At 39.9% G+C, this 25,235-nt stretch carries 22 protein-coding genes and 1 pseudogene; 8 read left to right on the plus strand and 15 right to left on the minus strand.

All coding sequences use genetic code 11. The features are described 5' to 3' along the window. Positions 1–15: 15 nt before the first annotated feature. Positions 16–810, minus strand: coding sequence for a glutathione S-transferase family protein (locus RMY16_RS04270; RefSeq protein ID WP_322735316.1), 795 nt, complete (start codon positions 808–810; stop codon positions 16–18). A gap of 741 nt (positions 811–1,551) precedes the next feature. On the opposite strand from RMY16_RS04270, the gene RMY16_RS04275 reads away from it, so the two are divergent. Continuing rightward, positions 1,552–2,376 carry a fasciclin domain-containing protein gene (locus RMY16_RS04275; protein WP_322735317.1) on the plus strand — a complete coding sequence of 275 codons (825 nt, stop codon included), beginning with the start codon at positions 1,552–1,554 and terminating at the stop codon, positions 2,374–2,376. 418 nt (positions 2,377–2,794) lie between these two features. On the opposite strand, the gene hemL is transcribed toward RMY16_RS04275, so the two are convergent. Next, complete coding sequence (hemL, locus tag RMY16_RS04280; RefSeq protein WP_322735318.1) at positions 2,795–4,093, minus strand: glutamate-1-semialdehyde 2,1-aminomutase; 1,299 nt, start codon at positions 4,091–4,093, stop codon at positions 2,795–2,797. A 230-nt stretch (positions 4,094–4,323) separates the two neighbouring features. Between hemL and hisIE the strand changes: the two genes are divergently transcribed. Continuing rightward, positions 4,324–4,974, plus strand: a complete 651-nt coding sequence (gene hisIE, locus RMY16_RS04285) for a bifunctional phosphoribosyl-AMP cyclohydrolase/phosphoribosyl-ATP diphosphatase HisIE (RefSeq protein WP_322735319.1) — start codon at positions 4,324–4,326, stop codon at positions 4,972–4,974. A gap of 36 nt (positions 4,975–5,010) precedes the next feature. Here hisIE and RMY16_RS04290 read toward each other — a convergent pair whose 3' ends face one another. Continuing rightward, positions 5,011–6,267 carry an MFS transporter gene (locus RMY16_RS04290; protein WP_322735320.1) on the minus strand — a complete coding sequence of 419 codons (1,257 nt, stop codon included), beginning with the start codon at positions 6,265–6,267 and terminating at the stop codon, positions 5,011–5,013. Between the two features lie 486 nt (positions 6,268–6,753). Between RMY16_RS04290 and RMY16_RS04295 the strand changes: the two are divergent. Further along, a pseudogene (locus RMY16_RS04295) lies at positions 6,754–6,945 on the plus strand (DUF2811 domain-containing protein); the annotation flags it as partial. A 654-nt stretch (positions 6,946–7,599) separates the two neighbouring features. Here RMY16_RS04295 and RMY16_RS04300 read toward each other — a convergent pair. Beyond that, entirely contained in the window at positions 7,600–8,319 is a 720-nt protein-coding gene (locus tag RMY16_RS04300) for a response regulator transcription factor (protein ID WP_194040360.1), read from the minus strand. A 647-nt stretch (positions 8,320–8,966) separates the two neighbouring features. On the opposite strand from RMY16_RS04300, the gene RMY16_RS04305 reads away from it, so the two are divergent. Further along, positions 8,967–9,593, plus strand: coding sequence for a CPP1-like family protein (locus tag RMY16_RS04305; protein ID WP_322735321.1), 627 nt, complete (start codon positions 8,967–8,969; stop codon positions 9,591–9,593). A 136-nt stretch (positions 9,594–9,729) separates the two neighbouring features. Here RMY16_RS04305 and RMY16_RS04310 read toward each other — a convergent pair whose 3' ends face one another. The 10 genes from RMY16_RS04310 to RMY16_RS04355 form a co-directional block, all read right to left on the minus strand. Next, positions 9,730–10,422, minus strand: coding sequence for an HAD family hydrolase (locus tag RMY16_RS04310; protein ID WP_322735322.1), 693 nt, complete (start codon positions 10,420–10,422; stop codon positions 9,730–9,732). 118 nt (positions 10,423–10,540) lie between these two features. Beyond that, entirely contained in the window at positions 10,541–11,617 is a 1,077-nt protein-coding gene (hppD, locus tag RMY16_RS04315) for a 4-hydroxyphenylpyruvate dioxygenase (RefSeq protein ID WP_322735323.1), read from the minus strand. Between the two features lie 106 nt (positions 11,618–11,723). After that, positions 11,724–12,428 (minus strand): SDR family oxidoreductase, encoded by a 705-nt coding sequence (locus tag RMY16_RS04320; protein WP_322662343.1) that lies wholly within the window; start codon positions 12,426–12,428, stop codon positions 11,724–11,726. An 81-nt stretch (positions 12,429–12,509) separates the two neighbouring features. Further along, positions 12,510–13,784, minus strand: coding sequence for a transposase-like zinc-binding domain-containing protein (locus RMY16_RS04325; protein ID WP_322735324.1), 1,275 nt, complete (start codon positions 13,782–13,784; stop codon positions 12,510–12,512). 185 nt (positions 13,785–13,969) lie between these two features. Then, entirely contained in the window at positions 13,970–14,749 is a 780-nt protein-coding gene (locus tag RMY16_RS04330; RefSeq protein ID WP_322662339.1) for a phosphate ABC transporter ATP-binding protein, read from the minus strand. Between the two features lie 522 nt (positions 14,750–15,271). Next, on the minus strand, positions 15,272–16,051 hold the full coding sequence (pstB, locus tag RMY16_RS04335) for a phosphate ABC transporter ATP-binding protein PstB (RefSeq protein WP_322662338.1): 780 nt from the start codon (positions 16,049–16,051) through the stop codon (positions 15,272–15,274). A 70-nt stretch (positions 16,052–16,121) separates the two neighbouring features. Continuing rightward, a complete protein-coding gene (pstA, locus tag RMY16_RS04340) occupies positions 16,122–17,003 on the minus strand; it encodes a phosphate ABC transporter permease PstA (RefSeq protein WP_322662336.1) in 882 nt (293 codons plus the stop codon). A gap of 74 nt (positions 17,004–17,077) precedes the next feature. After that, entirely contained in the window at positions 17,078–18,055 is a 978-nt protein-coding gene (pstC, locus tag RMY16_RS04345; protein ID WP_322735325.1) for a phosphate ABC transporter permease subunit PstC, read from the minus strand. A gap of 172 nt (positions 18,056–18,227) precedes the next feature. Next, positions 18,228–19,271, minus strand: a complete 1,044-nt coding sequence (pstS, locus tag RMY16_RS04350) for a phosphate ABC transporter substrate-binding protein PstS (RefSeq protein ID WP_322662332.1) — start codon at positions 19,269–19,271, stop codon at positions 18,228–18,230. A 383-nt stretch (positions 19,272–19,654) separates the two neighbouring features. After that, positions 19,655–20,608 carry a stage II sporulation protein M gene (locus tag RMY16_RS04355; protein ID WP_322735326.1) on the minus strand — a complete coding sequence of 318 codons (954 nt, stop codon included), beginning with the start codon at positions 20,606–20,608 and terminating at the stop codon, positions 19,655–19,657. A gap of 80 nt (positions 20,609–20,688) precedes the next feature. On the opposite strand from RMY16_RS04355, the gene RMY16_RS04360 reads away from it, so the two are divergent. Together RMY16_RS04360 and RMY16_RS04365 are read left to right on the plus strand one after the other, a co-directional pair. Beyond that, on the plus strand, positions 20,689–21,534 hold the full coding sequence (locus RMY16_RS04360) for a hypothetical protein (protein WP_322735327.1): 846 nt from the start codon (positions 20,689–20,691) through the stop codon (positions 21,532–21,534). A gap of 42 nt (positions 21,535–21,576) precedes the next feature. Further along, positions 21,577–22,362, plus strand: coding sequence for an RDD family protein (locus tag RMY16_RS04365; protein WP_322735328.1), 786 nt, complete (start codon positions 21,577–21,579; stop codon positions 22,360–22,362). Positions 22,363–22,431: 69 nt separating this feature from the next. On the opposite strand, the gene RMY16_RS04370 is transcribed toward RMY16_RS04365, so the two are convergent. Next, positions 22,432–23,220, minus strand: coding sequence for a DUF1868 domain-containing protein (locus RMY16_RS04370; RefSeq protein WP_322662324.1), 789 nt, complete (start codon positions 23,218–23,220; stop codon positions 22,432–22,434). Between the two features lie 306 nt (positions 23,221–23,526). Between RMY16_RS04370 and holA the strand changes: the two genes are divergently transcribed. Further along, positions 23,527–24,516: a DNA polymerase III subunit delta gene (gene holA / locus RMY16_RS04375; protein WP_322735329.1), complete on the plus strand. Its 990-nt coding sequence runs from the start codon at positions 23,527–23,529 to the stop codon at positions 24,514–24,516. Between the two features lie 109 nt (positions 24,517–24,625). Further along, a complete protein-coding gene (locus tag RMY16_RS04380; RefSeq protein ID WP_322735330.1) occupies positions 24,626–25,108 on the plus strand; it encodes a DUF4168 domain-containing protein in 483 nt (160 codons plus the stop codon). The last annotated feature ends 127 nt before the right edge of the window (positions 25,109–25,235 follow it).

Genomic DNA, 25,235 nt, shown 5'->3' on the forward strand with positions numbered 1-25,235 from the left:
CCCATGTCCAATTATCTAATCAATCTGAATCGAGGTTGGCGCACTTCCTGTTGATGGAGTGGTACTAATTAACGGTTTGCGGAATTGGGCGTAAAGGCGATCGCGCCAAGTGAAGAATGGTTCATAATCTATATTCTCGGCAAAGATTGGCAATCCTTTACCTCTGATAGAAGCTGGTAAATCCAGATAAGGCCCAGAGGGGAACTTGAGCAATATGGATAATCCAGCCACCGCTAAGTCAGCTAAAGTCGGCTCATCTCCTGTTAAATAAGGACTATCTGCCAATAATAACGTCAAGGCTTCCAAGTCTTGTTTTAGGGATGCGATCGCTGACTGTATCACATCTGGGCTGTAACCTACGCCAAAACCCAACACTGACAGTAAGTCACTAGGTACTCCTTGAACCAGACTTTTAAATATATCGGGTGTTGAGGTGGGTAATAATGACTTACGGAAATTTTGATCTTGACTTACGGCTGCAAATAGTGCTTTGCGACCTTTGATGCCTATGGACTCATCCGCCCATTCTTCTATTAATAAAGTTAAACCCCGTTGTTTAGGATCTCGCGGTATTATGGGGCGATCGGGATACTCTAAGTCTAAATACTTAGCTATTTCCGTAGAATCCGCAATATATTTATTACGATCCTTTAATACAGGCACTTGTCTTTGACCAGTCAGCCGGAACAGTTCCACTTGTCCAATTCCAGGCGTAACCTCTATTTTGCGGTAATCTAGTCCTTTAAAATCTAGAATTAGGCGCACTTTCTCTGAGTATTGAGAGAGTTCCCATTGGTATAATTCCAGCATGTGTTCTATCTCTTGTAACTGGTCAACTTATTAACTTTACAATTGTATCTTTAGTTTAAGTAATTTTGATTGGTATTAGTTGGTTAGCTGTCTATTTAATTGACATTAGGGTTTAACCGATGCCTGATTTTTGGCAAAATTTATTGATTAAAAAAATATTGTTTTCTGATTGATTAAAATATAAATAACTAAGTAATTTAATTCAGTATATATAAATAAATAAAGCTAACTCCTCATTCGTGGCCCTTCAACACTTACTTCAATTTTTGTCAGGGTTAGCCTACGTTAAAATATTTCGGTAATTAATTTCTGTGTTTTTGCTGAATAATTAATGGTTAATTCTAAAATATAGCCTTCTTCTCTATGTAATTCAGGATTTATGAATCAACTATTATTTCCCGTACAACTCTGTATCTAAATTGTCTTTTTAAGTATAATTTTTTCTGAAGCTCATTGTAACTCATAACTTGTAGAGGTAAGATTTTCACACTTTCTGAGAATTTTCGCTACACGAGTGGGATTTTTAAATTTTCATGTGATAGAGAAAATTTGCTCAATTTACATGAAATATATGGTAGATATATTGCATACTTAACAGCGTGAATCGAGGTTAAATATTTTACCTTACTAGCACAAACTCTTCTATAGAAAAATCTTACTTCCCTCTTGAGTTAGATTTTGTGCATAGCAAAATGTTATAAATCTTTATGTAATGTGTGGACAAAAAGAAAAACAAAATTTATGAAGACAAATTACAGCAAATTGCTGACCACGTTGGCAGGCATAGCAGGATTTACTAGTTTCAGCGTCCTCATTACTTTACCATCTGATGCGAAAGAGGTACTAAATCCTAACCCCAGTATTTTCAACGAAGCTCCTTATAACCAAGGTCAACGCCTTCAAGCAAACAATCAATACACACCTGCTGAAGCCGTTTCCCAAATAGAAAAGGGCAATGCCAAACGCAAACCAGTAGCACAGAGAAGTGGTGCAACGTTAAATCCCAAACCAAGTATTTTCAACGAGCCTCCCTATAACCGTGGTGGTGGTAGTGTTACACCTACTGAACCTACACCCGTCACCCCAGGTACTCCACCCACTGAGACACCGACCACAACTCCACCAGCACCAGGGGCAAGCAGCAATCAAGGCAAAAACTTGTTAGCTTTGGCAGAGTCAAACGCTTCCTTTACCACCTTGACCAAGGCTTTGAAAGCAGCAGGATTGACCGGAGCTTTACAAGGCAAAGATAACTTAACTATTTTCGCACCCACTGATGCAGCTTTTGCTAAGTTGCCAGCAGATGCTTTGCAAGAATTGTTAAAGCCAGATAACAAAGAAGTATTGCTCAAGATTTTAACTTACCATGTAGTGACTGGTAAGGTACTGTCCACTGATTTAAAGTCTGGCGAAGTTAAAAGCCTTGAAGGTGGCGCAATCAACGTTAAAGTTGATCCGGCTACCGGTGTAACTGTCAATGATGCTAAAGTGACACAGGCAGATATCACAGGTAGCAACGGTGTAATCCATGCAATCGATCAGGTAATTTTGCCTCCTGACTTGTAGTTTTTAGATACCGTATAGCCTGTAGTAGGCCAGGTTTGTATCAAGTATTAATAGGAAAAATCCCGTTCAGATGATAATTTTGGACGGTTTTTTTGTCATAAGCAATGTTTTAAATTTTTTAGAAATTTAAATGTCAGGTGGGTTAGCGCGGAAAGTACCGCCCATCAACAATAGACTTCTTGGCATTTGTCGGGGTAAAGGGGAAGGTGGGGCCCCCTCTGGGGATAAGGGGCAGGGGAAAAGGGTAAAGAAACTCAAAATCCTTTCCCTTTAACCTTTTTCCTTTTCCCTAAGAGTGCAAAAATATATTTTTGCAAGAGGTCTAATCTAATAATGCCGTACTTTCAGCTAACACAATGCCAGTTTCTGAATGGAGGAAGTTTCTGCTCCTAACTCCACTACCTGGATTAGGTTCGGATTACAGACTAGACATTACATCCCGTGCAACTGCTAAAGTCTGCTCAATGTCTTCTTCAGTGTGAGCAAAAGACGTAAACCCAGCTTCAAATTGAGAGGGTGCTAAGTAAACACCGCGCTCTAACATCCCGCGATGGAAGCGTCCGAATTTGGCTGTATCAGACTTTTTCGCATCTTCGTAGTTATGAACTGGGCCAGCGGTAAAGAATAAGCCGAACATGGCGCTGATTTGACCGCCGCAAGCTGCATGACCAGTTTCTTTGGCAATTTGCAGCAAACCATCTGCTAGCTTTTTAGTAATTCGCTCAAGAGACTCGTAAGTACCTGGCTTTTGCAGCAATTCTAAAGTCTTAATCCCAGCAGTCATCGCTAAGGGATTACCAGAAAGAGTCCCAGCTTGATATACGGGACCGGCAGGTGCAACCATTGACATAATATCTCGGCGGCCACCATAAGCCCCTACTGGCAAACCACCACCAATTACCTTACCCAAGGTTGTTAAATCGGGAGTGACGCCAAATTTTTCTTGAGCGCCACCGTAAGCAATGCGGAAGCCTGTCATCACTTCGTCAAATACTAATAACGCTCCATACTCGTGAGTTAGTTCCCGTAATCCTTCAAGGAAACCAGCGTCAGGCGCAATAAATCCAGCATTGCCGACAACTGGCTCAAGAATGACACCAGCAATCTCGTCGCGGTTTTCTTCAAATAAAGCTTTGACTGCTTCTAGGTCATTGAAAGGTGCAGTTAGAGTGGTACTAGTTGCTGATTTAGGAACTCCTGGTGAGTCTGGTAAGCCAAGTGTGGCAACACCAGAACCTGCCTTCACTAAAAACGTATCGGCGTGTCCGTGATAGCAACCTTCAAATTTGATGATTTTGTCTCGGTTGGTGAAAGCCCGCATCAGTCGCAAAACTCCCATACAGGCTTCAGTTCCAGAGTTAACAAATCTGACCATTTCGATGCTAGGAACGGCATCAATGACCATTTCTGCCAAAACATTTTCTAAAACTGAGGGAGCGCCGAAACTGGTGCCTTTTTCTAAAGCTTCATGCAAGGCTGCAATTACTTCTGGATGAGCATGACCGCAAATAGCTGGGCCCCATGTGCCTACATAGTCTATGTATTTATTGCCATCTACATCCCAAATATACGCGCCTTTGACACGATCAAAAACGATGGGTTGTCCGCCCACAGATTTAAAGGCACGAACTGGAGAACTGACTCCTCCGGGCATGAGATTTTGAGCAGCGGCGAAGACTTCTTGTGATTTTGTTGTTTTAATTGTGGTATTTACCAAAGTTCTCTCCTAACAGTGGGCAATAAAAAGCTCTATCTTAGGATAGGGTCAAACACTGCTTAGAATTTCTATCCTATAAAATTAGCGGAACCAAAAAAATAACATTATGTTATGCAAGTCCAATGAAGACTTGACTTTAGATATTTAATTCCAAAAAAATATACCAGCTGCCCTATTCTGAATGGTATCGTGAATCCATAAATTATTCTCATTAGAGCAAACTAGCTGGTATGTCTTCTAACGATTCGCGATCGCTGCATTACACTATCCCGGTTGAGAAAATTCGCTACGATGAACGGGGTCTAGTGCCTGCAATTGTCCAAGACTATCTAGATGGTACTATCCTGATGATGGCGTGGATGAATCAGGAGTCGTTACAAAAGACTTTAGAAACTGAAGAAACTTGGTTTTGGAGCCGTTCCCGGCAAGAATTGTGGCACAAGGGGGCGACTTCTGGGCATATCCAAAAGGTGCAGAGTATCCGTTATGACTGTGATAGTGATGCCCTGCTCATTGGCGTGGAACAATTAGGAGATGTTGCCTGCCATACTGGAGAGCGCAGTTGTTTTCACCAAATAGAAGGAAAAATTGCTGCACCTCCAGGAGATACATTGTCGCAATTGTTTCAAATAATATGCGATCGCCGCGACAATCCTACTGAAAGCTCTTATACCTGTAAACTATTCGCAGGTGGCGATAACAAAATTTTAAAAAAGATTGGTGAGGAAACTGCTGAAGTGGTAATGGCTTTTAAGGATAATGAAGCAGATGCGATCGCAGGTGAAGTGGCTGATTTGCTATATCATACTTTGGTTGCCCTAGCTCACCATCAAGTGGATTTGAAATCGGTATATCGCAAACTCCAAGAACGTCGTCAATAGAGCAAAAAACAAGTCATCTTACCGTGGGGAGTTATGTTACTCAGTCAAAATTCGATTGAGATACTGTAAAATTACCACAGCGATCGCTACACTCAAAATGAAGCCTAGCCAGTAACTATTAGTAATAATTTGTGGTTGGTCTAATGCCCATCCACCCAAAGGATGACCAATAAAAGAGCCAACAGCCCAGCATAAAGCGTTGATAGAAAAATAAACGCCGCGTTGATTTTTCGGGGCTAACTCAGTCACTAAAGAAGCAGCAGATGGGGTGTAAGAGACAATCGCCATAGCAAATACTCCCAATGCCAATATTACCCAAAGCAGATGATGAGATGAGACTGTAGTGCTAAACCAAATTAGTCCGAAACCAATTGCCCAGAAAATAGCGGAAACAGTGAGTGCGAGTGTGTGAGAGCAGCGTTTTAAAATACTGGTGACAGGCAACTGAGAAATAATTGCGAACACTAGATGCCAAGCAAATAGTCCGCTAATGGTAGTTTCAGTAAATCCCTTGGCGGTACTTTCGACAAGGACAAAGTTTTTGAAGTAAAGCGGCAAGGTGCTGTGGATTTGAGAAATATAGATTGTGAAAAATATATTAACCGCGATGTAGACTAAAAAACGCCTATCTCTTAATACTGCCATCCAAGAAACAAAAAGTTCTGTTTTTTCAGATTCCTCTATCTGCTGTTCAGTTTCACTAATCCCTAAATAGACAACTCCAAAAAACACCATAAAAGAGATAGCATCAATCACAAATAACCAGCGATAACTCCCAATTATCGCAATCAAAAACCCAGCCAGCAGAATTCCGATCGCTAACCCCAGATTATCAGCTAGTCTAGCGATCGCAAAAGTTTCGCGGCGATTGTCAATTTGGCTAGCGTCAGCAACCACAGCTTCAGCCGCAGGCCAATAGAAACCTATGCCTAAACCGCTAATCAAGCTACCGATTACCAAAGAAGTGAAATTATCGGTTGCAGCTAAAACTAGAGAAGCAATTGCTGAAATCGCCGTCGCTAGCAACAAAGTGCGGCGGCGTCCCCAATATTCAGAATCAGCCAAAGAACCACCCGCAATCCGCCCTACAATGCCGGAAATCGAGGCGCTACCCAAGGCTACCCCAACACTGGTTGCAGATAAACCAAGTTGATTAACAAAAAAGATGGGCGCATAAAACAGGGTACAGCCGGTACCAACTTCTGAGAGAAATCTACCAATTGCGAAAATCCAGACCTGGGGATGTATCGAGGGCAACCACGATGATAACTGCGATTGAGAAGCTAATTTCATGAGCTTAAATGTCATAGGTTGATGACATTTTTGTAATTCTTATCATTGGCTACTATTTTCCTCACTCATTCCACAGGGTTTCCACAGGGATTTTAGCAGTTTTCCACAGGTGCTATACGAGCTAATAGGCTTCTTGCTGTCTTACTGGGGATTGTTGATTACAAGTAGCAAAGAAGTTTAAAGACTGAGTTTTTGTAAAGTAAAGTAACAAAAAACTAGCTGAAATATTGATTATTTCGTTCGCATTTATTTTTTATACAATCGTTTTTAACATTTCGCAGCATTGACAAACCCACCCCCTCTTGGCGCACAATGATGCGGCTTGCTTTTATAAACCGTTCAATCGGCTGGCATCAAATGTGTAAAATATATTACTATCAAATGCAAGTGCAGATTGTCGGGATAGCGAAAGAGCGTGTAAAGCCCTAAACCGGTTTACCGCAAGCAAATTGTCCCTCTTGATTATCCTCATAGGAGGAAAATCTTATGAAATCAACGGTTAGCATCTTTACAGAAATTCCTGAAACACTCCACGAATCCTTAAAAAACTACTTAGAAACCCATCCTGATTGGGATGAAAACAGAGTGTTGACGGCGGCGCTATCATTGTTTTTACTCCAAAATGGAGATAGCGATCGCCGTGCTGCACGAGTCTATCTGGAAACTTTGTTCCACCACTCCTCAGTAGAAATGCCCTGTACCGACTCACCAGCAACAGCTAATTTACTAGACACTCCATAGGTACTGCTATGAAGGGCGTTATTCCCCTGTAAATGGGACACGGCATACCGTGCCCCATTTACGGGATTTTAAGCTAATAGCGATCGGCAATATTACAATAAAAAAGATCGGTAAATTCCGATCGATAAAAAAGTTCTAATAGTTTCTCTTATTGCCAAAAGTAGTTGGTAATAGAGCGGAATTTACCTTTGTTCTCAGTCTCCAACTGGAAATATCTATTTTGAGGCTGCCGCTTACCTGGCTTACAGCAATAGCTCAATGAGCAGCATTTCCAGACAGAGGCTAGAAACGGGCTTTTAAGGGGACTTTAGCTTCATTTGACTACCAATGCACAGCTATATACCCTATGAACTCCAATCTCAGCACCGTTATATCTACCAAAACGGTTAGATACCAAGAAATATTTTCCAGTGGACTCTCTCCCCTGCCCACTATTTTAAATAGATAAATAAATATCTCAAATAACTGTTTGGCGTGTATTTGAGGAATATCTACTTATTTTAATTGTCTAAATTTGTCTTTTACTAAAGAAATTCACTAATGGCTCCCCAAGAGTTAACAGTCAAGAGTTTTTAACTCTAGACTATAAACTCAGGACTTGCCTTCCAACTGCTGGGGGTGAGCAGCAGATTCAAACTTATAGCCTACGCCACGTACAGTTTGAATTAATGCTGGCTGACTAGCATCAATTTCAATCTTCTTGCGAATTTGGCCGATATGAACATCTACAACCCGCTGGTCGCCGACATATTCATAATCCCACACTTCTTGGATTAGTTCTGCCCGCCGCCAAACTCGGCCTGGATGACTAGCTAAAAAATGCAACAAGTCAAATTCCAGAGCAGTTAAGGGTACTGGTTGGTTATTAAGTGCTACCTCCCGTCGCACCGGATCGATCATAAGTTTTTCAAATACCAAGCGTTTCTGCTCGGCAGTAGTTATCACTCGCTGACGCCTCAAAATAGCTCCGACTCTAACTTCTAGCTCTCCTAGTCCAAAAGGCTTGGTGAGATAGTCATCAGCACCTTTAGCAAAACCGCGAATCTTATCAGCTTCGTCAGCACGGCTAGTCAACATCAAAACAAAAACACCATTACGACTTTGCATCTCTTGGCAGAGGTTAAACCCTGTGACATCTGGTAAATTCACATCTAAAATCACCAAATCAGGGTTAAATTGCTCAAATAGATTTAAGGCTGTCTTTCCGTCTTCGGCAGCCTCCACCTGATAGTTCTGCTTAATCAAAAAGCGTTGGATTAAATTCCGAACCGCAGGGTCGTCGTCAACTACAAGAATCTTGGCAGGAGCCATGACCATTACTTTGCACAAAAATTCGTAAGATTAACAAGAGAGTTGCGTAAAAACGCAGTTGCCACTTTAGGACTAACTAAGAATCTACATGGCTACGGTATAACAATCCCGATTGTTCTAAAATAAATACTCTAATCAGGATTGTGGGCAATGAGAAGGCGAAACTTCTGTTAGCCAACAGTATATAAGCGCTCTGACTTGAACTGCAACCGTTCTTGATAGCAAGGCACCTTCTCGATCCCTGTTAGGTGGTAACTTAAAACGTTTCAATTTTAAATCGATATGTGGATATATACCACAAGCGATTATTCAGTATAATTAAAAAAAACTATTTTAGGGCACAGTAAGTTGCCAAATTTGAAACATTAAAGTTGATTTTTTCATAAAAACCATGACTTTTAGGTACTCTCCGTTCAAATTCTAGATTAGAGCCAGAATTAGACAACGACATGAGGGTATACACGGAGTTATAGCGATATGTTAAAGTGACTATAGTTGAAATTACAAAGTCGATCAAACTAACCCGTGCTACTATCCTGGTAGGGCATATAAATAGATCGAGACTTTAGTTTCGATCAAAATAAAACCTAAAGCTGTTTTTTTCGATAAAAGACTGCCGCTGATTGAGGCTGAAGTAACAAACTCCCATGAGCGATCAAAATCCCTACGAAAAACTTGGGGTATCAGAAGAGGCTAGCTTCGATGAAATTCAGGATGCTCGTAATCGCCTATTCGATCAACATAATGGCGACGCCAAGCATTTAGAAGTGATTGAGGCAGCTTACGATGCGATTTTAATGGATCGCTTACGGATGCGCCAGGAAGGTAAAATTAAAGTCCCTGAGCGGATACGGTTTCCAGAGTTGCGAGTGCAATCGCCTCCTAAAGAAAGTCCAACCCCTCGTGAGCAGTCACCTGCATGGCTGCAACGGATGCTCGATCAGCCAACGCCTGCGGATATACTCTTACCAGGAGCTTGGTTTCTCGGTTTGAGTTCTATTAGCCTGTTCTATCCAGAGGGGGGCGATCAGGTTTTGCAGTTAGCATTGGTGGTTGGCGTAGGCACTAGTATTTACTTTCTCAATCGCAAGGAAGGCAAATTTGGCCGAGCAGTTTTGTTCACCCTGGTCAGTTTAATAATTGGCCTAATCGCTGGGGGATTAGTTGCTAGCTGGCTCCTACCACAAATATCATTTATCAATCTGGAAACTAATCAGTTCTCTACTGTAGTGACGTTTATATTGTTGTGGTTGGTTAGTAGTTTTCTACGTTAAACCACTCCTGTAAGCAGGTTTCTATAAAGAAGACATGGTTTTTATGTGTTCTTCTGAGATAAAAAAGTCAGGAGTCAGAATAGCTATTCTGACTCCTATTTTAATTTGCAACCTGAATTGCTTCTACAGAGCCTTTTTAGACAAGATATTTAGGTTTTAGAACTATATCTACAGCAGCGCTGAAATCCTGAACAATTAAGTCGGGGTGGTAAAGTTCTAATTGGGTGCGATCGCGAATCCCAGATTCTACAGCCATCACCTTAATATCATAATTTTTCGCAGCAGTGATGTCGGCTTCCGTATCTCCCACCATCCAGGTATCAGTAGCTGGGGGCAGTTCTTTTAATGCCCTAGCCATTAACAAGGGCTTATCTTCAATATCACGAGTTTTAACATAGTCGTTACTCAAGCAATAACAACGATTTTCTGGGAAAAATCTCCCTAAATCGTGTTTTTGGAAGGCATAATCTAGTTCCCGAAATCGGCGCATGGTCATAACTGCTAAATCAATTCCAGCTTGTTGAATTTTTAACAGTGCATCCACAGCACCAGGCGCGAGGGTGTCATAGTCAAAGTAGGGTTCTGTATGCACAGTTTGTCGTCGCAGCTGGGCAAATTCTTGGGCTTGGGCTTCGTCTAACCCGGAATTTAGCGCAATTTGTTTTTCGGGAACACGCGATCGCTTTAACTGCCAAAATTCCGCTTTCGGAAGTTCTTGCACTACTTGATCTGGGCGACGGGTTTTATCTAAGCAGAATTGATAAACACGGTAGTAACGTTCGGAAACATCAATAATTGGGCCGTCGAAGTCAGTAATAAGTCTTAGCATCGGCGGTAAAAGTTAATTTTTATTAAGTTTATCTCAGATGTATGGCTATTTTTTCAGGGTATTAAGTCTAGCTAAAGGTTTTTTGTAAACTCTTTTTAAGAAAGTATCGACGATGACCTCATTGCAAAGTACCGCGTTTGATTTGTTCGCTTTCAATGGCTTCAAATAAGGCGCGAAAGTTACCTTCGCCAAAACCTTGAGCTTGAAAACGGCGTTCAATAAACTCAAAGAAAAATGTCGGCTGTTCAAAAATGGGCTGGGTGAAAATTTGCAGTAATAAAGGTGCAGTATTGCCTCCCTCTAAAGAAGTATATTCTTGCCAGTCTACGAGAATTTCTTGTTGAGCGATCGCTTCTAGTTCTAGAGATGATAGCGTAATTCCTGGACGCTGTTTTAGTTGTGTGTAATAGCTTTGGGGAACCGAGAGTAAGGATAAACCACTGGCACGAAATTTAGTGATCGCATTCACAAGATTAGTCGTCCGCAAGGCAATATGTTGAATTCCTGGCCCCCGATTGACATCTAGAAATTCCTGAATTTGAGAATTCTTAGAAGCAGGTTCATTAATTGGCAATTGGACGCTACCGTTGCGCGAAACCATCACCTGGCTGTGTAAAGCAGAGCGATTGGTTTTAATTTTAAATGCCTGCTGGGGTTGAAAATCTAGAATGTTTTCGTACCAAGCCACAGCATTTTCCAATTCACCAACTGCCACGTTTAACACTATGTGATCTATGGCGGTAAAAGTGTTGTCATTTATCATTTGTCCTTTGTCAAAAACCAATGACGGATGACTACTGACCAATGACCTTTCTATTAACGTATGAGTCAGTCCACCCCAGGCGGCAATTTTGCCATACTTGAGGGATGCCGTACCTATCTGGCGTTCCTGGATGGGTTGTAGGATTGTCGCACCGTATTTTTGAGCTAGTGCGATCGCGCCTTCAACATCTTCGACAGCAAAAGCGACATCTGCCACACCAGGTGGATATTGACGCAGAAATTCAGCTACTGGACTTGTAGGTAACAGGGGTGAAGATAGAAAAAAGCAGACACTACCATTTTTCACCACTTCTGTACAAGTGTGAAATGAACTGATGCGATCGGTTACTGCTTGAAAACCAAGATGGCGTACAAACCAATCTCGCCACACTTTGGCATCTTCTACATAGAAATGAACGTGATCAATTTTCATAAATATTGAAAATCAAGCATAACAGTTTATATATCTGTAAATTTTGCCTTTTTTGCTAGATTTTCACTTCTTTCCTAAGCAAGAATTATGTAAGCGTACTCCCACTCTAAAAGAATAAATGACTATCAGGTTGAATGTTAATTTCCATTGGCACAGCTTGCGGTTCGGCAGAAAGAGCAAAGAAAATCGCATTGGCAGCAGTTTCAGGACTGAGCATTTTTTTCCGGTCTACTTTTAGGTTGACGTTATCCCAAAAAGGAGAATCTACCCCACCAAAGTAGAATAGCGTGAACTTGATACCAAAACGCTTGAGTTCTTCTGCCATGCACTTGCTAAAACCGACAACACCAAACTTAGAAGCCGAATAAGCTGCCGCCATCCCCATCGAATGCTTGCCCAAAATTCCAACGACATTACAGATGTGACCAGACTTGCGCTTTTGCATTTCTTCAGCCGCCGCCTGAGTGGTGTAAAAGCTGCCTTTTAAATTGACATCTAACATCTTGTCTAAATCAGCAGGTTCCAGGCTATTGTAGGGCTTGAGTATACCAGCGCCTGCTGTATTCACTAAAATATCAATTTGACCAAACTCAGCGATGGTCTTTTCTATCAAAGTATCTACCTGTTTGGGGTCAGTAATATCGGTGGGAACAGTCAAAACTTGTCCTGGTAAATCAGCAGCCAGAGTGGTTAAACGCACCGCATCTCTGGCAGCCAGTACCAACCGAACTCCGGTAGGCGCAAGTTTTTGTGTTAAAGCTGAACCAATACCACCAGTAGCACCGACAATAACAACAACTTTATTCTGCATCGTATTATTTACATTTCTTTACATCTTTTTACATAATACTGAATTATAGGCTCAGGTTATACGTAGACATCTAAAAAGTATCTATTCGGAGAATAGCGGCATTACCTCATATTCCTTGCCATTCATTTTTAATGTAAACGTGGGAGATGATTTTAGATATTTGGTAAAATTGGAACCTAACTTTAATTTTTTAATAATTGAATTAGGAGATTCTCCGGTTATTCTCCGTAACTCTGAGCCTAGTTTGGACACAGACACTTGAGTTTGGGGAGACTTTGTTTGTATATCTTGAATAATCTTTAATAATAATTTATCTAATGTTTTTTCATTAGGGATTTCCGCAGGATCTTCTTGAATTAATTGTGCAGATAAATTATTTATAATAGGGGTAATTTCTTCAATTTCTGGTTGCTTATAATTAGATTTATTATTGATATTGGATCTTTCTTGAAACAAACTTGCAATCGTTGTTAACCTGTGTAATCGAGTATTGATTGAATCTTGTTCATTTTTAATTAAATCTTGAATTTGCTCAACCACTTTTTCTAAAGATGGAACTTCTGTTGCCATTGCTAAAGAATAATGAGTGAATTTGCCAGTATTCCGGTTTTCTATATGCAAAGTTTGCCCTTGTCTACGTACCCAATAGACAATTAATCCTTGGTTTTGGAGTTCATTACAGAGGTGAATTAAAATTCCATCGCTAGAACAGACTAATATTTCTTTAACGGTTGGATAAAAACGTACAATACAAGCACCGAAAGCAATCATTTTTGCATCAGCACTATCCTTACCTTCTGGCACATGGACAAGTTGATAGCCACGGTTATATAGTTCAATATCTTGCTTTCCAATACTTGGATTTTTCCAGTTAGCAAATGCCATTTTAAATTGGAGAGGATACTTGCAGGCACTAGCTAAAAATAATTCTGAATTAATATCTAATTTTAAGTTTTCTGCATCCAAAAGTAGAAGTGATATTCCTGTATCTAATTGATGTTTTATTTCAGCTTTTGGTTGAATTTTTTGGATAAATTGGCTGAAAGCAGCAGATTCTAACCAACTAGGCGATAATATTGTTTGCAGCAGTTGTTCAGCTAATGTCAAACTAAAAGAGCTAAGGCTTTTCTCTGTGATTTCTTCTTCGGGCAGGTTTTTTAATAAAGAAAGTTCCGTCGTTTCAGCCGTAGATACTTTAGTATATCCGTTGCTATTAGCAAGCGAGTCAGTTTCTAAGGAACGAGAGAATACAGATTCTAGGAATTGTTTACCACAATTTTTGCAGAGGTAATTCTGCTTGTCATTCCGACGACCATTTTTACGATATGAAGTAGATTCGCACCGGGGACATTTCATTTTGTGATTCAGGTGGTCTAGAGCAAATACTTTTCTTAAGTATATAGTATAAAAAAATACTGTCAATATCAGATTGCATTGCCCAACACCAGAAAAACTTAAAGCAAGCAGAAATTCAATTTAACCCCTCATTTCCGCTTGCACTATGTATTAACCCTCTGAATAGCTAAAATTTAAAAAACACTTCAACTGACACGAGCAAAAACATAGTCGCGGGTACGAGAATCCGCAGGGTTAGTAAAGATTTTATTGGTAGTACCAAATTCAACCATTTGAGTAATACGATTTTCATTACTATGAAAGAAAGCCGTAAAATCAGATAGGCGAGTAACTTGCTGCATATTGTGAGTAACAATCACAATTGTTAACTCAGAACGCAAGTTATGGATTAAATTCTCGATTTTCATACTACCCATAGGATCGAGACCTGAACAAGGCTCATCCATCAAAAGAACATTAGGCTTAACCGCTAAAGCACGAGCAATACATAATCTTTGCTGTTGACCGCCAGAAAGCTCTAAAGCAGATTTGTGTAGTTTATTTTTCACTTCATCCCAAAGTTCGGCAGCTTTGATGGCAGATTCAACAATTCCATCTAATTCTACTTTCGGATGCCATCCAACTAACTTCACTCCATAAGCAACATTATCGTAAACGCTCATGGGAAAAAGATTTGGTTTGGGAAAAACCATACTAACTTGGCGACGTAAGCGATTGATGTTGACACGACGCTCATAAATACTCTGCCCAAAAAATTCTACTCTTCCTTCAACCTTTACTTCTGCTTCTAATTCACTCATGCGATTTAACGATTTAAGAAAAGTAGACTTCCCACAACCACTAGAACCAATAATTGCCGTGACTTGGTTTTGGTAAATATCCATTGACACGCCTTCAACTATCTTTTGAGTGTCGTAAGAGAAGCTGAAGTTTTTGACTCTGATGGCTGGAATTAGTTTACTCATATTCCTAAAACGTCTAAAACAAAACTTGATTAAGTAAAACAGTACAAATCAGCAATGCTGTTTCACCATGTTACTGCGAAAATGAGATATTCATGGAAATTACGTAGCTATACAGTAGTCATACAGCAAATAAAGTGTTATTAGATATTTGTATCAAGACTGTGTTCCAAAATTTATCTTTTACGGACTTTTTACACCCATCTTTTGCACCTTGACTTAGATAGCATCCTTTCTTATAAAAAAGGATTAGGTCTAGTTCGATTTGAGATAGCTAGGTAGAAATCAAAATATGAATATCATACAGCAGATTTAAATTTGGTGAGGTACGCAAGCAAAGTCTGTTAACCAGATATAAAGTGTATTTTACTCCGGAGTTCTGAATTCTGCTGTATATTTCTTATAGATAATGAGGAGTTATTTTTTTATAAAGATAAATTAGTAACTTTTTTAAACTACATTTTATGAGTATTTTATTGTGCAAGCTAGATCGACAAAAATCAATAAGTCATGTTTGAAAGTATCTTAACCGAAACGTCCTGAAATGTAGTCGCGGGTGCGGGGGTCTAATGGGTTGTTAAAGATTTGCTCTGTAGCGCCAAATTCAACCATTTGACCAATCCGACTTTCATCGGTACTAAAGAAAGCCGTAAAATCAGAGACGCGAGCGGCTTGCTGCATATTATGAGTAACGATCGCAATTGTCAACTCAGACTGTAAGCTATGAAGTAGTTCCTCAACTTTCATGGTGGCGATGGGGTCAAGAGCCGAGCAAGGTTCATCCATTAGCAGAACTTTCGGCTTGACTGCTAAGGCACGGGCAATACATAATCTTTGTTGCTGACCACCAGAAAGCCCTAAAGCTGATTTATCCAGCTTATCTTTGACTTCATCCCAAAGAGCAGCACTTTTGAGGGCTGATTCAACAATTTCATCTAATTCTAATTTTGAATACCTGCCTGCTATTCTTATACCGTAAGCAACATTTTCGTAAATGCTTATCCCAAAAGGATTTGGTTTTTGAAACACCATACCAATTTGGCGGCGTAATCGATTGATGTTGACACGACGATCATAAATATTCTGACCAAAAAATTCTACATCTCCTTCAACTTTCACAGGGCCTTCTAATTCGCTAATGCGATTAAGAATTTTGATAAAGGTAGATTTACCACAACCACTAGGGCCAATAATTGCGGTTACTTGGTTCTGATAAATATCTATCGACACCTTTTCAATAGCTTTTGTTGTCCCATAGTAAAAGCTGATGTTTTTAACTTTGATAGCTGGAATTAGGTTACTCATACTTGCCCAAGGTGCGAAATAAAAATTTATAAAAACAGAATTCAGGAGTCAGATGAATATTATAGAATTCTCATTTTATTTTTCTCTGCCTAATAACTAAGCGAGAAAGAATACTGACACATAAAATTAAGCCGAGTAGAACTATAGAAGTAGTCCAGACTAATTGACTTTTCTGTGGATCGGGGTCGTTGTAGAGGTTAAAAATCAATACTGGTAAAGAAGCTGTAGGACTTAACAATCCTTCTGACCAATCTAGACTAAATAAAGCAGTAAAAATTAAGGGTGCTGTTTCACCAGCCGCACGAGCTACAGCTAATAAAATGCCTGTAGTAATTCCGGGGATTGCAGTAGTTACAACAATGCGAAAAGTAGTTTGGAAGCGAGTTCCGCCTAAAGCAGCAGAGGCAAGGCGTTGAGATGTGGGAATCAGCTTTAAAGATTCTTCTGTTGTCAGTATTATTACAGGTAGCATAATCACGGCTAAAGCAAAACCACCTGCGATCGCACTAAATCCTTTAGTTACCAAAACTATCACACCATAAGCAAAAACGCCGACAACAATTGAAGGTACGCCTGTAAGAATACTAGTGACAAAGCGAACGATACTAGCAACTGGGTTAGTTTGACTAAATTCTGCTAAAAAAATTCCTGTCATGATCCCTGTGGGAATGCTGAAAATAGCACCAATTACCACCATGATTATGGTTCCCAAAATGGCATTGCCAAAGCCATTATCAATAACTGCTTTGACAAACATTTCTGATTTCAGCCCAGATATACCCCGGATGAAAATTTCCCACAAAATTGATAATAAAGGAACGAGTACTAGACCTGTAAGACCAAAGGCGATCGCAGTCATTAAGTATGTAAATATGACTCGCTTTTTTGGCAGAGGACTGCATAATTCTGCCGCCAAAGATTCATTTGTTTCTAACTGAACATAACCACTCATAAGTTTGAAAAAGTTTGATTGATAATTGTCTTCTTACACTGAGATATTTATAGGAGTTTCAAAGCGATATAGTGTTATTGATTTTTTCTGCCAACCCACTTCACCAATACTACAGCGCCAATATTTACAGTTAGAGTCAACCCAAACAAAATTAATGCTAAATAGCTTAAAGCACCTATATGCAATCCCGGTTCAGCTTCGGCAAATTCATTAGCTAATACAGATGGAATTGTATAAGCTGGATCGAGTAAAGAAACGCTGATTTGAGCAGAGTTACCAATCACCATAGTTACAGCCATTGTTTCACCCAAAGCCCGTCCTAAAGCAAGCATTGCTGCACTTACTATTCCAGAAAATCCAGATGGTAGCAAGACTCGAAAAATTGTTTCCCAACGAGTACCACCCAAAGCCATAGATGCACTACGTAATTCTTTAGGGATAGCTATTAAGACATCACGACTAATTGCTGCCATTGTGGGCAAAATCATGATGGCGAGAATAACCCCAGCAGTCAACATATTAGTCCCAGAAGGATCTTCTGTATTAAATAGTGGTATCCATTTAAAAGTACTGGCTAACCACTTTTGTAGAGGTTCTAGAACTGGAATAAAGATAAAAATCGCCCATAAACCAATAATTACACTGGGAATTGCAGCAATTAATTCAACAACAAATGCTAGGGTGATTCGCAGCGATGTAGGTAAAAAATTTTCACTTGTGACTAAGGCTACTGCTATTCCCACTGGAACAGCGAATAAAATAGCGATCGCACTGCTTACTAAAGTTCCATAAATATAGGGTAATGCAGCAAAAATCTGATTACCTGTATCCCAATCTTGTCCCCACAAAAACCCCATTCCAAACTGCTTAATGGCTGGTAGAGCTTCGTGTAAAATTACCCAACTCATCAACAATAGTACTGCAACGGTAATTACGGCAAAAAAGTATACTAGCCGTGTAAAACCTTGGTCAAACCAAAAATTTATACCGCTAGTAGTAGTTAGATCGAAATTTTCATCGCCTAGATTTGAATTATCTGATAAATTTGCCATTTCAAATTAATAAAACAGATTTTTCTTACTAGTAGAGCAAGTTATTAACTCAGTCTATTAAGGGATAAAAGTAATAAAATAATCCTTCTACCCTTAAAAAGGGGGCTTTTAAAATACCCCTCTTTTTAAGGGAATTGGGGGACTCTTGTGAGTAAGTCCTAAAAATTACAAATTAAGGCTTGACAGAGCTATTCACTGTCTGAAGCACTCGATTTGCTACATTAGATGGAATTTTGGTGTAGTTAAGGTCATCGTTATACTGTTGACCGTCTTTCAATACCCAATTAATCCATTTCTTAATTGCATCAGCTTTAGCAGCATTAGCATACTGTTTGTAAACCATCATCCAAGTAAGACCGACAATGGGATAACCTTGTCCTGGATCTCCTATAAAAACGCGGTAGTTGTCTGGGAAAGTGACAGTTGATAAAGCTGCATTCGCAGATTCTAAAGAAGGAGCAACAAATTCTCCGTTCTTATTTTGTACCAATGCTGATTTCAGCTTATTTTGGACAGCGTAGCTATATTCAACATAACCAATAGAACCAGGAGTACGAGCTACTATAGCAGCTACGCCCGGATTCCCTTTGCCTTTGAGGACATTTGGCAGGTTCCAATTTGGAGCGGTGTTAGTTCCAACCCTGCCTTTAAAATAACCGCTGATGGCACTCAAGTGATTCGTAAAAATGAAAGTTGTACCGCTACCATCGGCACGAACAGCAAATTTAATTGTTTGATTTGGTAGATTAGCGCCTGGATTATCAGCTTTAATTTTTGCGTCATTCCATTTGGTAATTTGACCTGAATAAATTGCTGGTAGTGTCGCGCGGGATAATTTGAGATTGTTAACGCCTGGAAGATTGTAAACAACAGAAACAGCACCGCCTGCTGTCGGTACTAAGATTGCACCATTCTTGACTTTAGCGATTTCATCATCTTTCATTGCAGCATCACTACCACCAAAGTCAACGGTTCCAGCGATAACTTGACGAATACCACCACCACTACCAATTGCTTGGTAGTTAATTTTTAAGTCTGGATATTTCTTCTTCACTTCACGAGCATAGCGTTCGTAAAGCGGAGCCGGGAAAGTCGCTCCTGCACCATTGAGAGTTTCAGCTTGTGCGATCGCACCAAAAAATGGGCTAAGTGCGACAGAAGTTGTCACCATTGAAGTAGCAACGACACGATTCAATATGGCGGTCGAAAAAATCATATTATCTCTGATTCAAGAGTATGTTACTGCTGTAATTCCAATCTTAAATAGGCTACATTTTGTATGGTTAAAGCTTATTTAACAATTGATAAGCAATAAATTAAGATATGTTTAAATATTAAATTAGTTTTTTCTTATTGATTTTGCTTGAATAAATTATTTGATTACAAATTAATGAAGACTTCAAGTTTAATTGAAATAATTAAAAGTGAGTAAATCATGCAATCTAAAAATTATCACTTCAGTAAAAAAGAGATAAACACAGATGTTTATTGGTGAGTCCCTGTAATTGTGCATCTAAACAGAATCAGGATTTTGAGGATTTTGCCCTTCATCGTATCGCTCTTCTTGAGAAGGATGTCTTACGCAGTCACCTTATTATTTTATGTTTGCTTGCGTTTACAATACAGCACTAAAAGTATAAATAATCCTATTCCTGCCAAATATTTAATTGCATCGGGTACATTAGGATTAGGGGAGAAAAAACCTTCGATTGCACCAGCAATAATCAACATTGGTACAATCCCAAATACTAACTGCGCTGCCTGATAACCATAGAATTTCAGTGCATCTCCACGGCGATATTTACCAGGAAATAAAATTGCTTTTGCTAGTAAAAATCCCGCACCCCCAGCAAAAAAGATCGCGGGTAATTCCAAGGAACCATGCGGAAATACAAAAGCCCAAAAAGGATAAGCCAAATTATTTTGACCAACTAAAGTGCTAACAGCACCAATTAATAAACCATTAAATACCATCAAATAGGCTGTGTATGCTCCACCTGTTATACCACCAGCGACAGCCCCAAAAGATACCGACAAATTATTGATTGCGATGCCGCTGGATGCTAGAGGTTCAACACCAACAATTGAACCCATCCATAATTTATGCTCATCTCGTACCTTGGTAATCAAGCTCTCAGGTACGATTAAAGGCATAAAGCTGGGGTTTTGCCAAGAATACCACCAAGCCACTAGTGCGCCTAGTAGAAATAGCGCCGTTGCCATAGCAATATATACAAATGATTTCTGGACTACAGATGGTAATCCCCAACGATAAAATTCTAGGATTGCCTGCCATTCTTGTCGCCGCGAACCTTGGTAAATCTGCGTATAAGCACGAGTTGTTAAAGATTGTAAACTTTGGATTAAAGTATTGCCGATTTGCTGAGTGCGGGCACGCGCCAAATCTGCCGCCACTGAACGATACAAACTTGCTAACTCTCTAATTTCTGCTGCCCGTAAGGACTTTAACCCTTTTTTTTCTATCTGCCTTAACAGGGCATCCAAACGCTGCCAATTCGGTTCTCGTCGTGCAATCCAACGTTGAATATTCATGAATTTTGGGAACACTGAGTTTAACTTAGCTTAAGATAGCCTCAAATTCATCTCCGTAATTTCAAGGGAAATTTAGCATTATGTCTGAAAACTTTGGATCTTCCGGCCAGATACAACCACTGAGTATCGGTAACGTTGTCAGTGCTGCGGTACGGTTGTATCGTTCTCATTTGAAGACTTATCTTAATCTGGCTGCGATCGCGCACTTGTGGGTTCTAGTTCCTGTGTATGGTTGGGCAAAATATGCAGCCATCTCTGGACTAATTTCACGCTTGGCTTTTGGAGAATTGATTTACCAGCCTGAAGGTGTTCAAACTGCCACAAGCCATATTAATCCACGCCTTTGGTCATTTTTAAGAGTTGGTTTGCAAGTAGGTATATCTTTGCTGGTAATTTATATTGGATTAGCGATCGTGGGCGGTGTACTAGCTGGCTTGATCGGAGTAGCATTAGGAGGAATATTAGGTACTTCAGGCATTATAGCCATAACCACATTGGCAATAATTGTAACGGCAGGCATTATATTGTTAGGACTAACCTGGTTCTACTCTCGTTGGATAGTAGCTGAAGTACCTTTAGCAGTTGAGGAAAATATCAATGGTGGCGAAAGTGTTGCCAGAAGTTGGGATCTAACTAAAGCCTCAGTATTTCGCATTCAAGGCATTGTTTTAGTTGCTTTTATCGTTACATTGCCGTTGGTGTTTGTATTAAACTATATACCTAGTTTATTCCTGATCAGGCTTGAGCCTGGTACTGCTATTTACTCGATTGTGTATATTATTTCTTTGATTGGAAGCTTGATCGGTGGAGTTTTAGTCATGCCATTCTGGCAAGCACTAAAAGCTGTTTTATACTTAGACTTGCGTAGTCGGCGTGAAGGTCTAGGTTTACAATTACGAGAACCTCCCTCGCAAGATTTTCGTTAACCCAATACTTTAATCCAACTCTATTAATTTTGAATTAGTTATATGCGCTTTTTTAATCGCATCACATTCCAGACTCCAGAAAGTGTAGAGTTGGAATTCACTCTAGCAGGAATCGGAAATCGAGCTTTGGCACTCCTGATTGACTATACAGTGTTGGGTGTAACTTTACTTCTGTTTGTCCTTACTTGGAGTGTCTTCTCGATACAGTTGTTAAATTTTGTTGAATACTTTTTTAAAAATTTACCAAGTTTAGATATTTGGCTGTTCGCAATTTTCTTTATTATCGCCTTTGCAATTTACATCGGCTATTTTGTATTTTTTGAAACATTATGGTTTGGGCAAACTCCTGGTAAACGCTTTGCGAAAATTCGCGTAGTTCGAGATGATGGTAGACTGATCGGGCTACAACAAGCAACGCTACGTGCTTTATTGCGACCCTTTGATGAAACTTTGTATATTGGCGCTTTTTTAATTATGTTGGGTAGTCGCGAAAAGCGCTTAGGTGATTTAGCTGCTGGCACAATTGTAATTCAAGCCCAAACACCCACTGCATCTGCCAGATTGATAATTTCAGAACAGGCAAAAGGACTTTACGAACAGTTAATTGAAATTGCTGATTTATCGCAATTGATGCCAGATGATTTTGCTGTGATTCGTGAGTATTTACAGCGACGTGGTGCAATGTCATTAAAGGCAAGAGCATCACTATCTCTAAAGCTAGCCGAGCAAGTCCAAGCTATTATTAATTTAGAAAAATTGCCAGAAGCTATTACGCCTGATGTTTTTTTAGAAGCAATTTACCTTGGTTATCAACAACCGAAATTTTAAGCTAATTAATAATCAGTAGTCAGTAGTCAGTGAGTGTGAACTACTAACTACTAACTAATTACTAATTACTTAAAAATCTAAAATCGGCCAGTCTGGTTCACGATAATAGCGTGTCATGTTGTCAAACTTTCGCAATTCAACGCGATCAATCAAAAATTCTGGCAGATTAAACAGCCATTTTTCGTTCAATTGAGAAAGCATTGTGCTGAAGTTTGCGCGATCTAAGTCAGATGAAACCTCCCCAAAATAGGCTAACGTAATATGGGCTGTGAAGTGATAATGCTGCTCAATACCCAAGGCAATTAACTTGGGATTTTGATAAATTGTTCGACGAAATTTAATAATTTCTTCGTAGCAGCGTTCATCTTGAGGTACTAAACACACGGCTACAGCTCTTGGCATCAGTATCAGTCCCAGCATTTGCCATTTAATCGGATGACTCCCGTTTGTCATCAATTGTTGATATTGCTGGAATATTTCGGCTAAACAAGAGTGTAACTCCTCGTCAAATTTGGAATTTTTTTCGTAGGCATCAAGGTAAGCATTGTCCCAAATTAAATCCGCTAAAGTCAGATGGAAGCTAGCAGGAGGTACAGGTACAATCAAATTACGGTTTACAGGCAACTGCAAAAGTTCCTGTTGGTAAGTCTGTAATTTGGCATAGAAAGCAGAGTTTGGTGATTCTTCTTCTGCCGGCGGGGTAATTAGCGTATAGCCAGGAAAGGATACTGCTTGTCTCAACCCAGAATGTGGCTGAAACTTAGAAGATTCCTGAATATGCTGGGCTTGGGATCTGTAGGCTTCTGGCAGCGTCAGTCGTGCTAACCGATTTAAGTAAGTTTGATAGTTGTCGTCCAATCTTCATAGCCTCACGCTCTCACTTGATAGATTTTAGGGAAAATTACCTTGATTAACAGAATGATTTCAAAAGTATTTAATTTTTGGGAGTGGGGAGATGAGGAAGCAGGGGAGAAGTTGCAGTAAGTTTTCCTCTTTGCACCTGTGCCTTTTGTGTTCAATGCCCCTCAATAGTGCCGAGTTATGTTAGCGGTAACGGGGCGTTTAGCCCGTGCTGAGTTCTGAGTAAAGAAGTCAGATACCCTACTCAGCACCCGGAATTGTTTTGCCCAATGCCCGATTCTCCATCTATTAAGAGGTTTATCTATGCCAATCTATGTTTACTGGGGTGAAGATGATTTTGCGATGGAAAAGGCGATCGCACTTTTGCGCGATCGCGTCCTCGATCCCCAATGGACAAGTTTTAACTACACTGCATTCTCCCCAGATCAAGCTGATGCTGCTATCCAGGGGTTAAATCAGGTGATGACGCCTACTTTTGGCGCTGGTGGGCGCTTGGTATGGCTGATAAACACTACTCTGTGTCAGCACTGTCCAGAGAATGTGTTGGCAGAATTGGGGCGATCGCTAAGAGTCATTCCCGAAAACTCATTTTTATTACTTACCAGCCGCAATAAGCCAGATGAACGGCTCAAATCCACGAAATTGTTAAAACAGTTTGCTACCGAATTCCGAGAATTTCCCCTCATCCCCCCTTGGAAAACAGAATTACTGGTGCAATCTGTTAATCAAGCAGCTCAGACAGTAGGCCTGAAACTGACTGCCAATACTTCCCATCTGTTGGCAGAATCTGTTGGCAATGATACACGGCTTCTCTACAATGAGCTAGAGAAATTGCGGCTATATGTCCAAGGTAGCAATAAGCCTTTAGACATAGATACTGTTACGAAGTTAGTAAGAAATACTACTCAAAATAGCTTACAATTAGCAGCAGCAATTAGAACAGGAGATACAGCTAAAGCTTTGACAACACTGGCAGATTTGAGCAATGCTTCTGAGCCGGGATTACGGATAGTTGCGACGCTGATTGGACAATTTCGCACCTGGCTGTGGGTAAAGATTATGATAGAAAGTGGGGAACGGAATCAATCAGCGATCGCTAATGCTGCTGATATCGGTAATCCCAAACGGATTTACTTCTTACAGCAAGAAATCAAGCTGCTTTCTGTGCAACAGTTAATCTCTTGCTTACCCCTACTGCTGGAATTAGAGGTTAGCCTCAAGCAAGGAGCATCAGAAATGTCAACTCTCCAGACTAAAGTAATCGAACTTTGTCAAGTATGCCGAGGAAATTGACAGTCAAATATAAAAGCTTTATGTATTTAGCAGTTCCTGGAACTTCCAACTCCGAAAATAATTCAAAGTTCTTATAATATCCCTGATGTAGTTTCGTGTCACACGCTATATGAAAAAAATTTCTGATTTATCTTCTCGAACTGGCCGAAAGCGAACCCTTTCGCGATCGTTCTGTTTCGGCGCGATCGCTACTGTGGGTGTGATTTTCAACGCTTTTTCATTGAGTTCCAAAGCTGATGCTCAAACTCCATCACCAATAGTTAACAATACGGAAATTAACAGTTACGCTCAAGCCGTGCTAGCAATGGAGCCAGCCCGTCAAAATGCCTTTGAAGAAATTAAAAAACTTATTGGTAATGGAGAAATTCCCAATATTGTCTGCAACGATTCCAATAGTATAAATGGTCTTCCAAAGAAGGCTCAAGATATTGCAGTGAACTACTGTACCCACGCTCAAAAAATTGTTGAAGATAATGGTTTAAAATTTGAACAGTTCAATAAAATTACTATAGAACTACAAAATAATACTATCTTAAAAAGTCAGGTTTACAATACGCTATTACGCCTGCAACAACCTCCTGAGTCTCGATAAGTAGAAGGACTACTTAAATTCAAGTACGTAGTAAGTAAGTGGTTAACTACTATGGGAATCATACTGATTATTCGGACATTATCGCAGTCCTATTTGATTCATGAAAAATATAGATAAGGAAACGAAC

It is taken from the genome of Nostoc sp. DedQUE12b (assembly GCF_034530835.1).
Classification (GTDB): Bacteria; Cyanobacteriota; Cyanobacteriia; order Cyanobacteriales; family Nostocaceae; genus Nostoc.

Coding starts and splice junctions, on each gene's coding strand:
- RMY16_RS04270 (WP_322735316.1), bottom strand. CDS start 810: ATGCTGGAATTATACCAATGGGAACTCTCTCAATACTCAGAGAAAGTG.
- RMY16_RS04275 (WP_322735317.1), top strand. CDS start 1,552: ATGAAGACAAATTACAGCAAATTGCTGACCACGTTGGCAGGCATAGCA.
- hisIE (WP_322735319.1), top strand. CDS start 4,324: ATGTCTTCTAACGATTCGCGATCGCTGCATTACACTATCCCGGTTGAG.
- RMY16_RS04290 (WP_322735320.1), bottom strand. CDS start 6,267: ATGAAATTAGCTTCTCAATCGCAGTTATCATCGTGGTTGCCCTCGATA.
- RMY16_RS04300 (WP_194040360.1), bottom strand. CDS start 8,319: ATGGCTCCTGCCAAGATTCTTGTAGTTGACGACGACCCTGCGGTTCGG.
- RMY16_RS04305 (WP_322735321.1), top strand. CDS start 8,967: ATGAGCGATCAAAATCCCTACGAAAAACTTGGGGTATCAGAAGAGGCT.
- RMY16_RS04310 (WP_322735322.1), bottom strand. CDS start 10,422: ATGCTAAGACTTATTACTGACTTCGACGGCCCAATTATTGATGTTTCC.
- hppD (WP_322735323.1), bottom strand. CDS start 11,617: ATGAAAATTGATCACGTTCATTTCTATGTAGAAGATGCCAAAGTGTGG.
- RMY16_RS04320 (WP_322662343.1), bottom strand. CDS start 12,428: ATGCAGAATAAAGTTGTTGTTATTGTCGGTGCTACTGGTGGTATTGGT.
- RMY16_RS04325 (WP_322735324.1), bottom strand. CDS start 13,784: ATGAAATGTCCCCGGTGCGAATCTACTTCATATCGTAAAAATGGTCGT.
- RMY16_RS04330 (WP_322662339.1), bottom strand. CDS start 14,749: ATGAGTAAACTAATTCCAGCCATCAGAGTCAAAAACTTCAGCTTCTCT.
- pstB (WP_322662338.1), bottom strand. CDS start 16,051: ATGAGTAACCTAATTCCAGCTATCAAAGTTAAAAACATCAGCTTTTAC.
- pstA (WP_322662336.1), bottom strand. CDS start 17,003: ATGAGTGGTTATGTTCAGTTAGAAACAAATGAATCTTTGGCGGCAGAA.
- pstC (WP_322735325.1), bottom strand. CDS start 18,055: ATGGCAAATTTATCAGATAATTCAAATCTAGGCGATGAAAATTTCGAT.
- pstS (WP_322662332.1), bottom strand. CDS start 19,271: ATGATTTTTTCGACCGCCATATTGAATCGTGTCGTTGCTACTTCAATG.
- RMY16_RS04355 (WP_322735326.1), bottom strand. CDS start 20,608: ATGAATATTCAACGTTGGATTGCACGACGAGAACCGAATTGGCAGCGT.
- RMY16_RS04360 (WP_322735327.1), top strand. CDS start 20,689: ATGTCTGAAAACTTTGGATCTTCCGGCCAGATACAACCACTGAGTATC.
- RMY16_RS04365 (WP_322735328.1), top strand. CDS start 21,577: ATGCGCTTTTTTAATCGCATCACATTCCAGACTCCAGAAAGTGTAGAG.
- holA (WP_322735329.1), top strand. CDS start 23,527: ATGCCAATCTATGTTTACTGGGGTGAAGATGATTTTGCGATGGAAAAG.
- RMY16_RS04380 (WP_322735330.1), top strand. CDS start 24,626: ATGAAAAAAATTTCTGATTTATCTTCTCGAACTGGCCGAAAGCGAACC.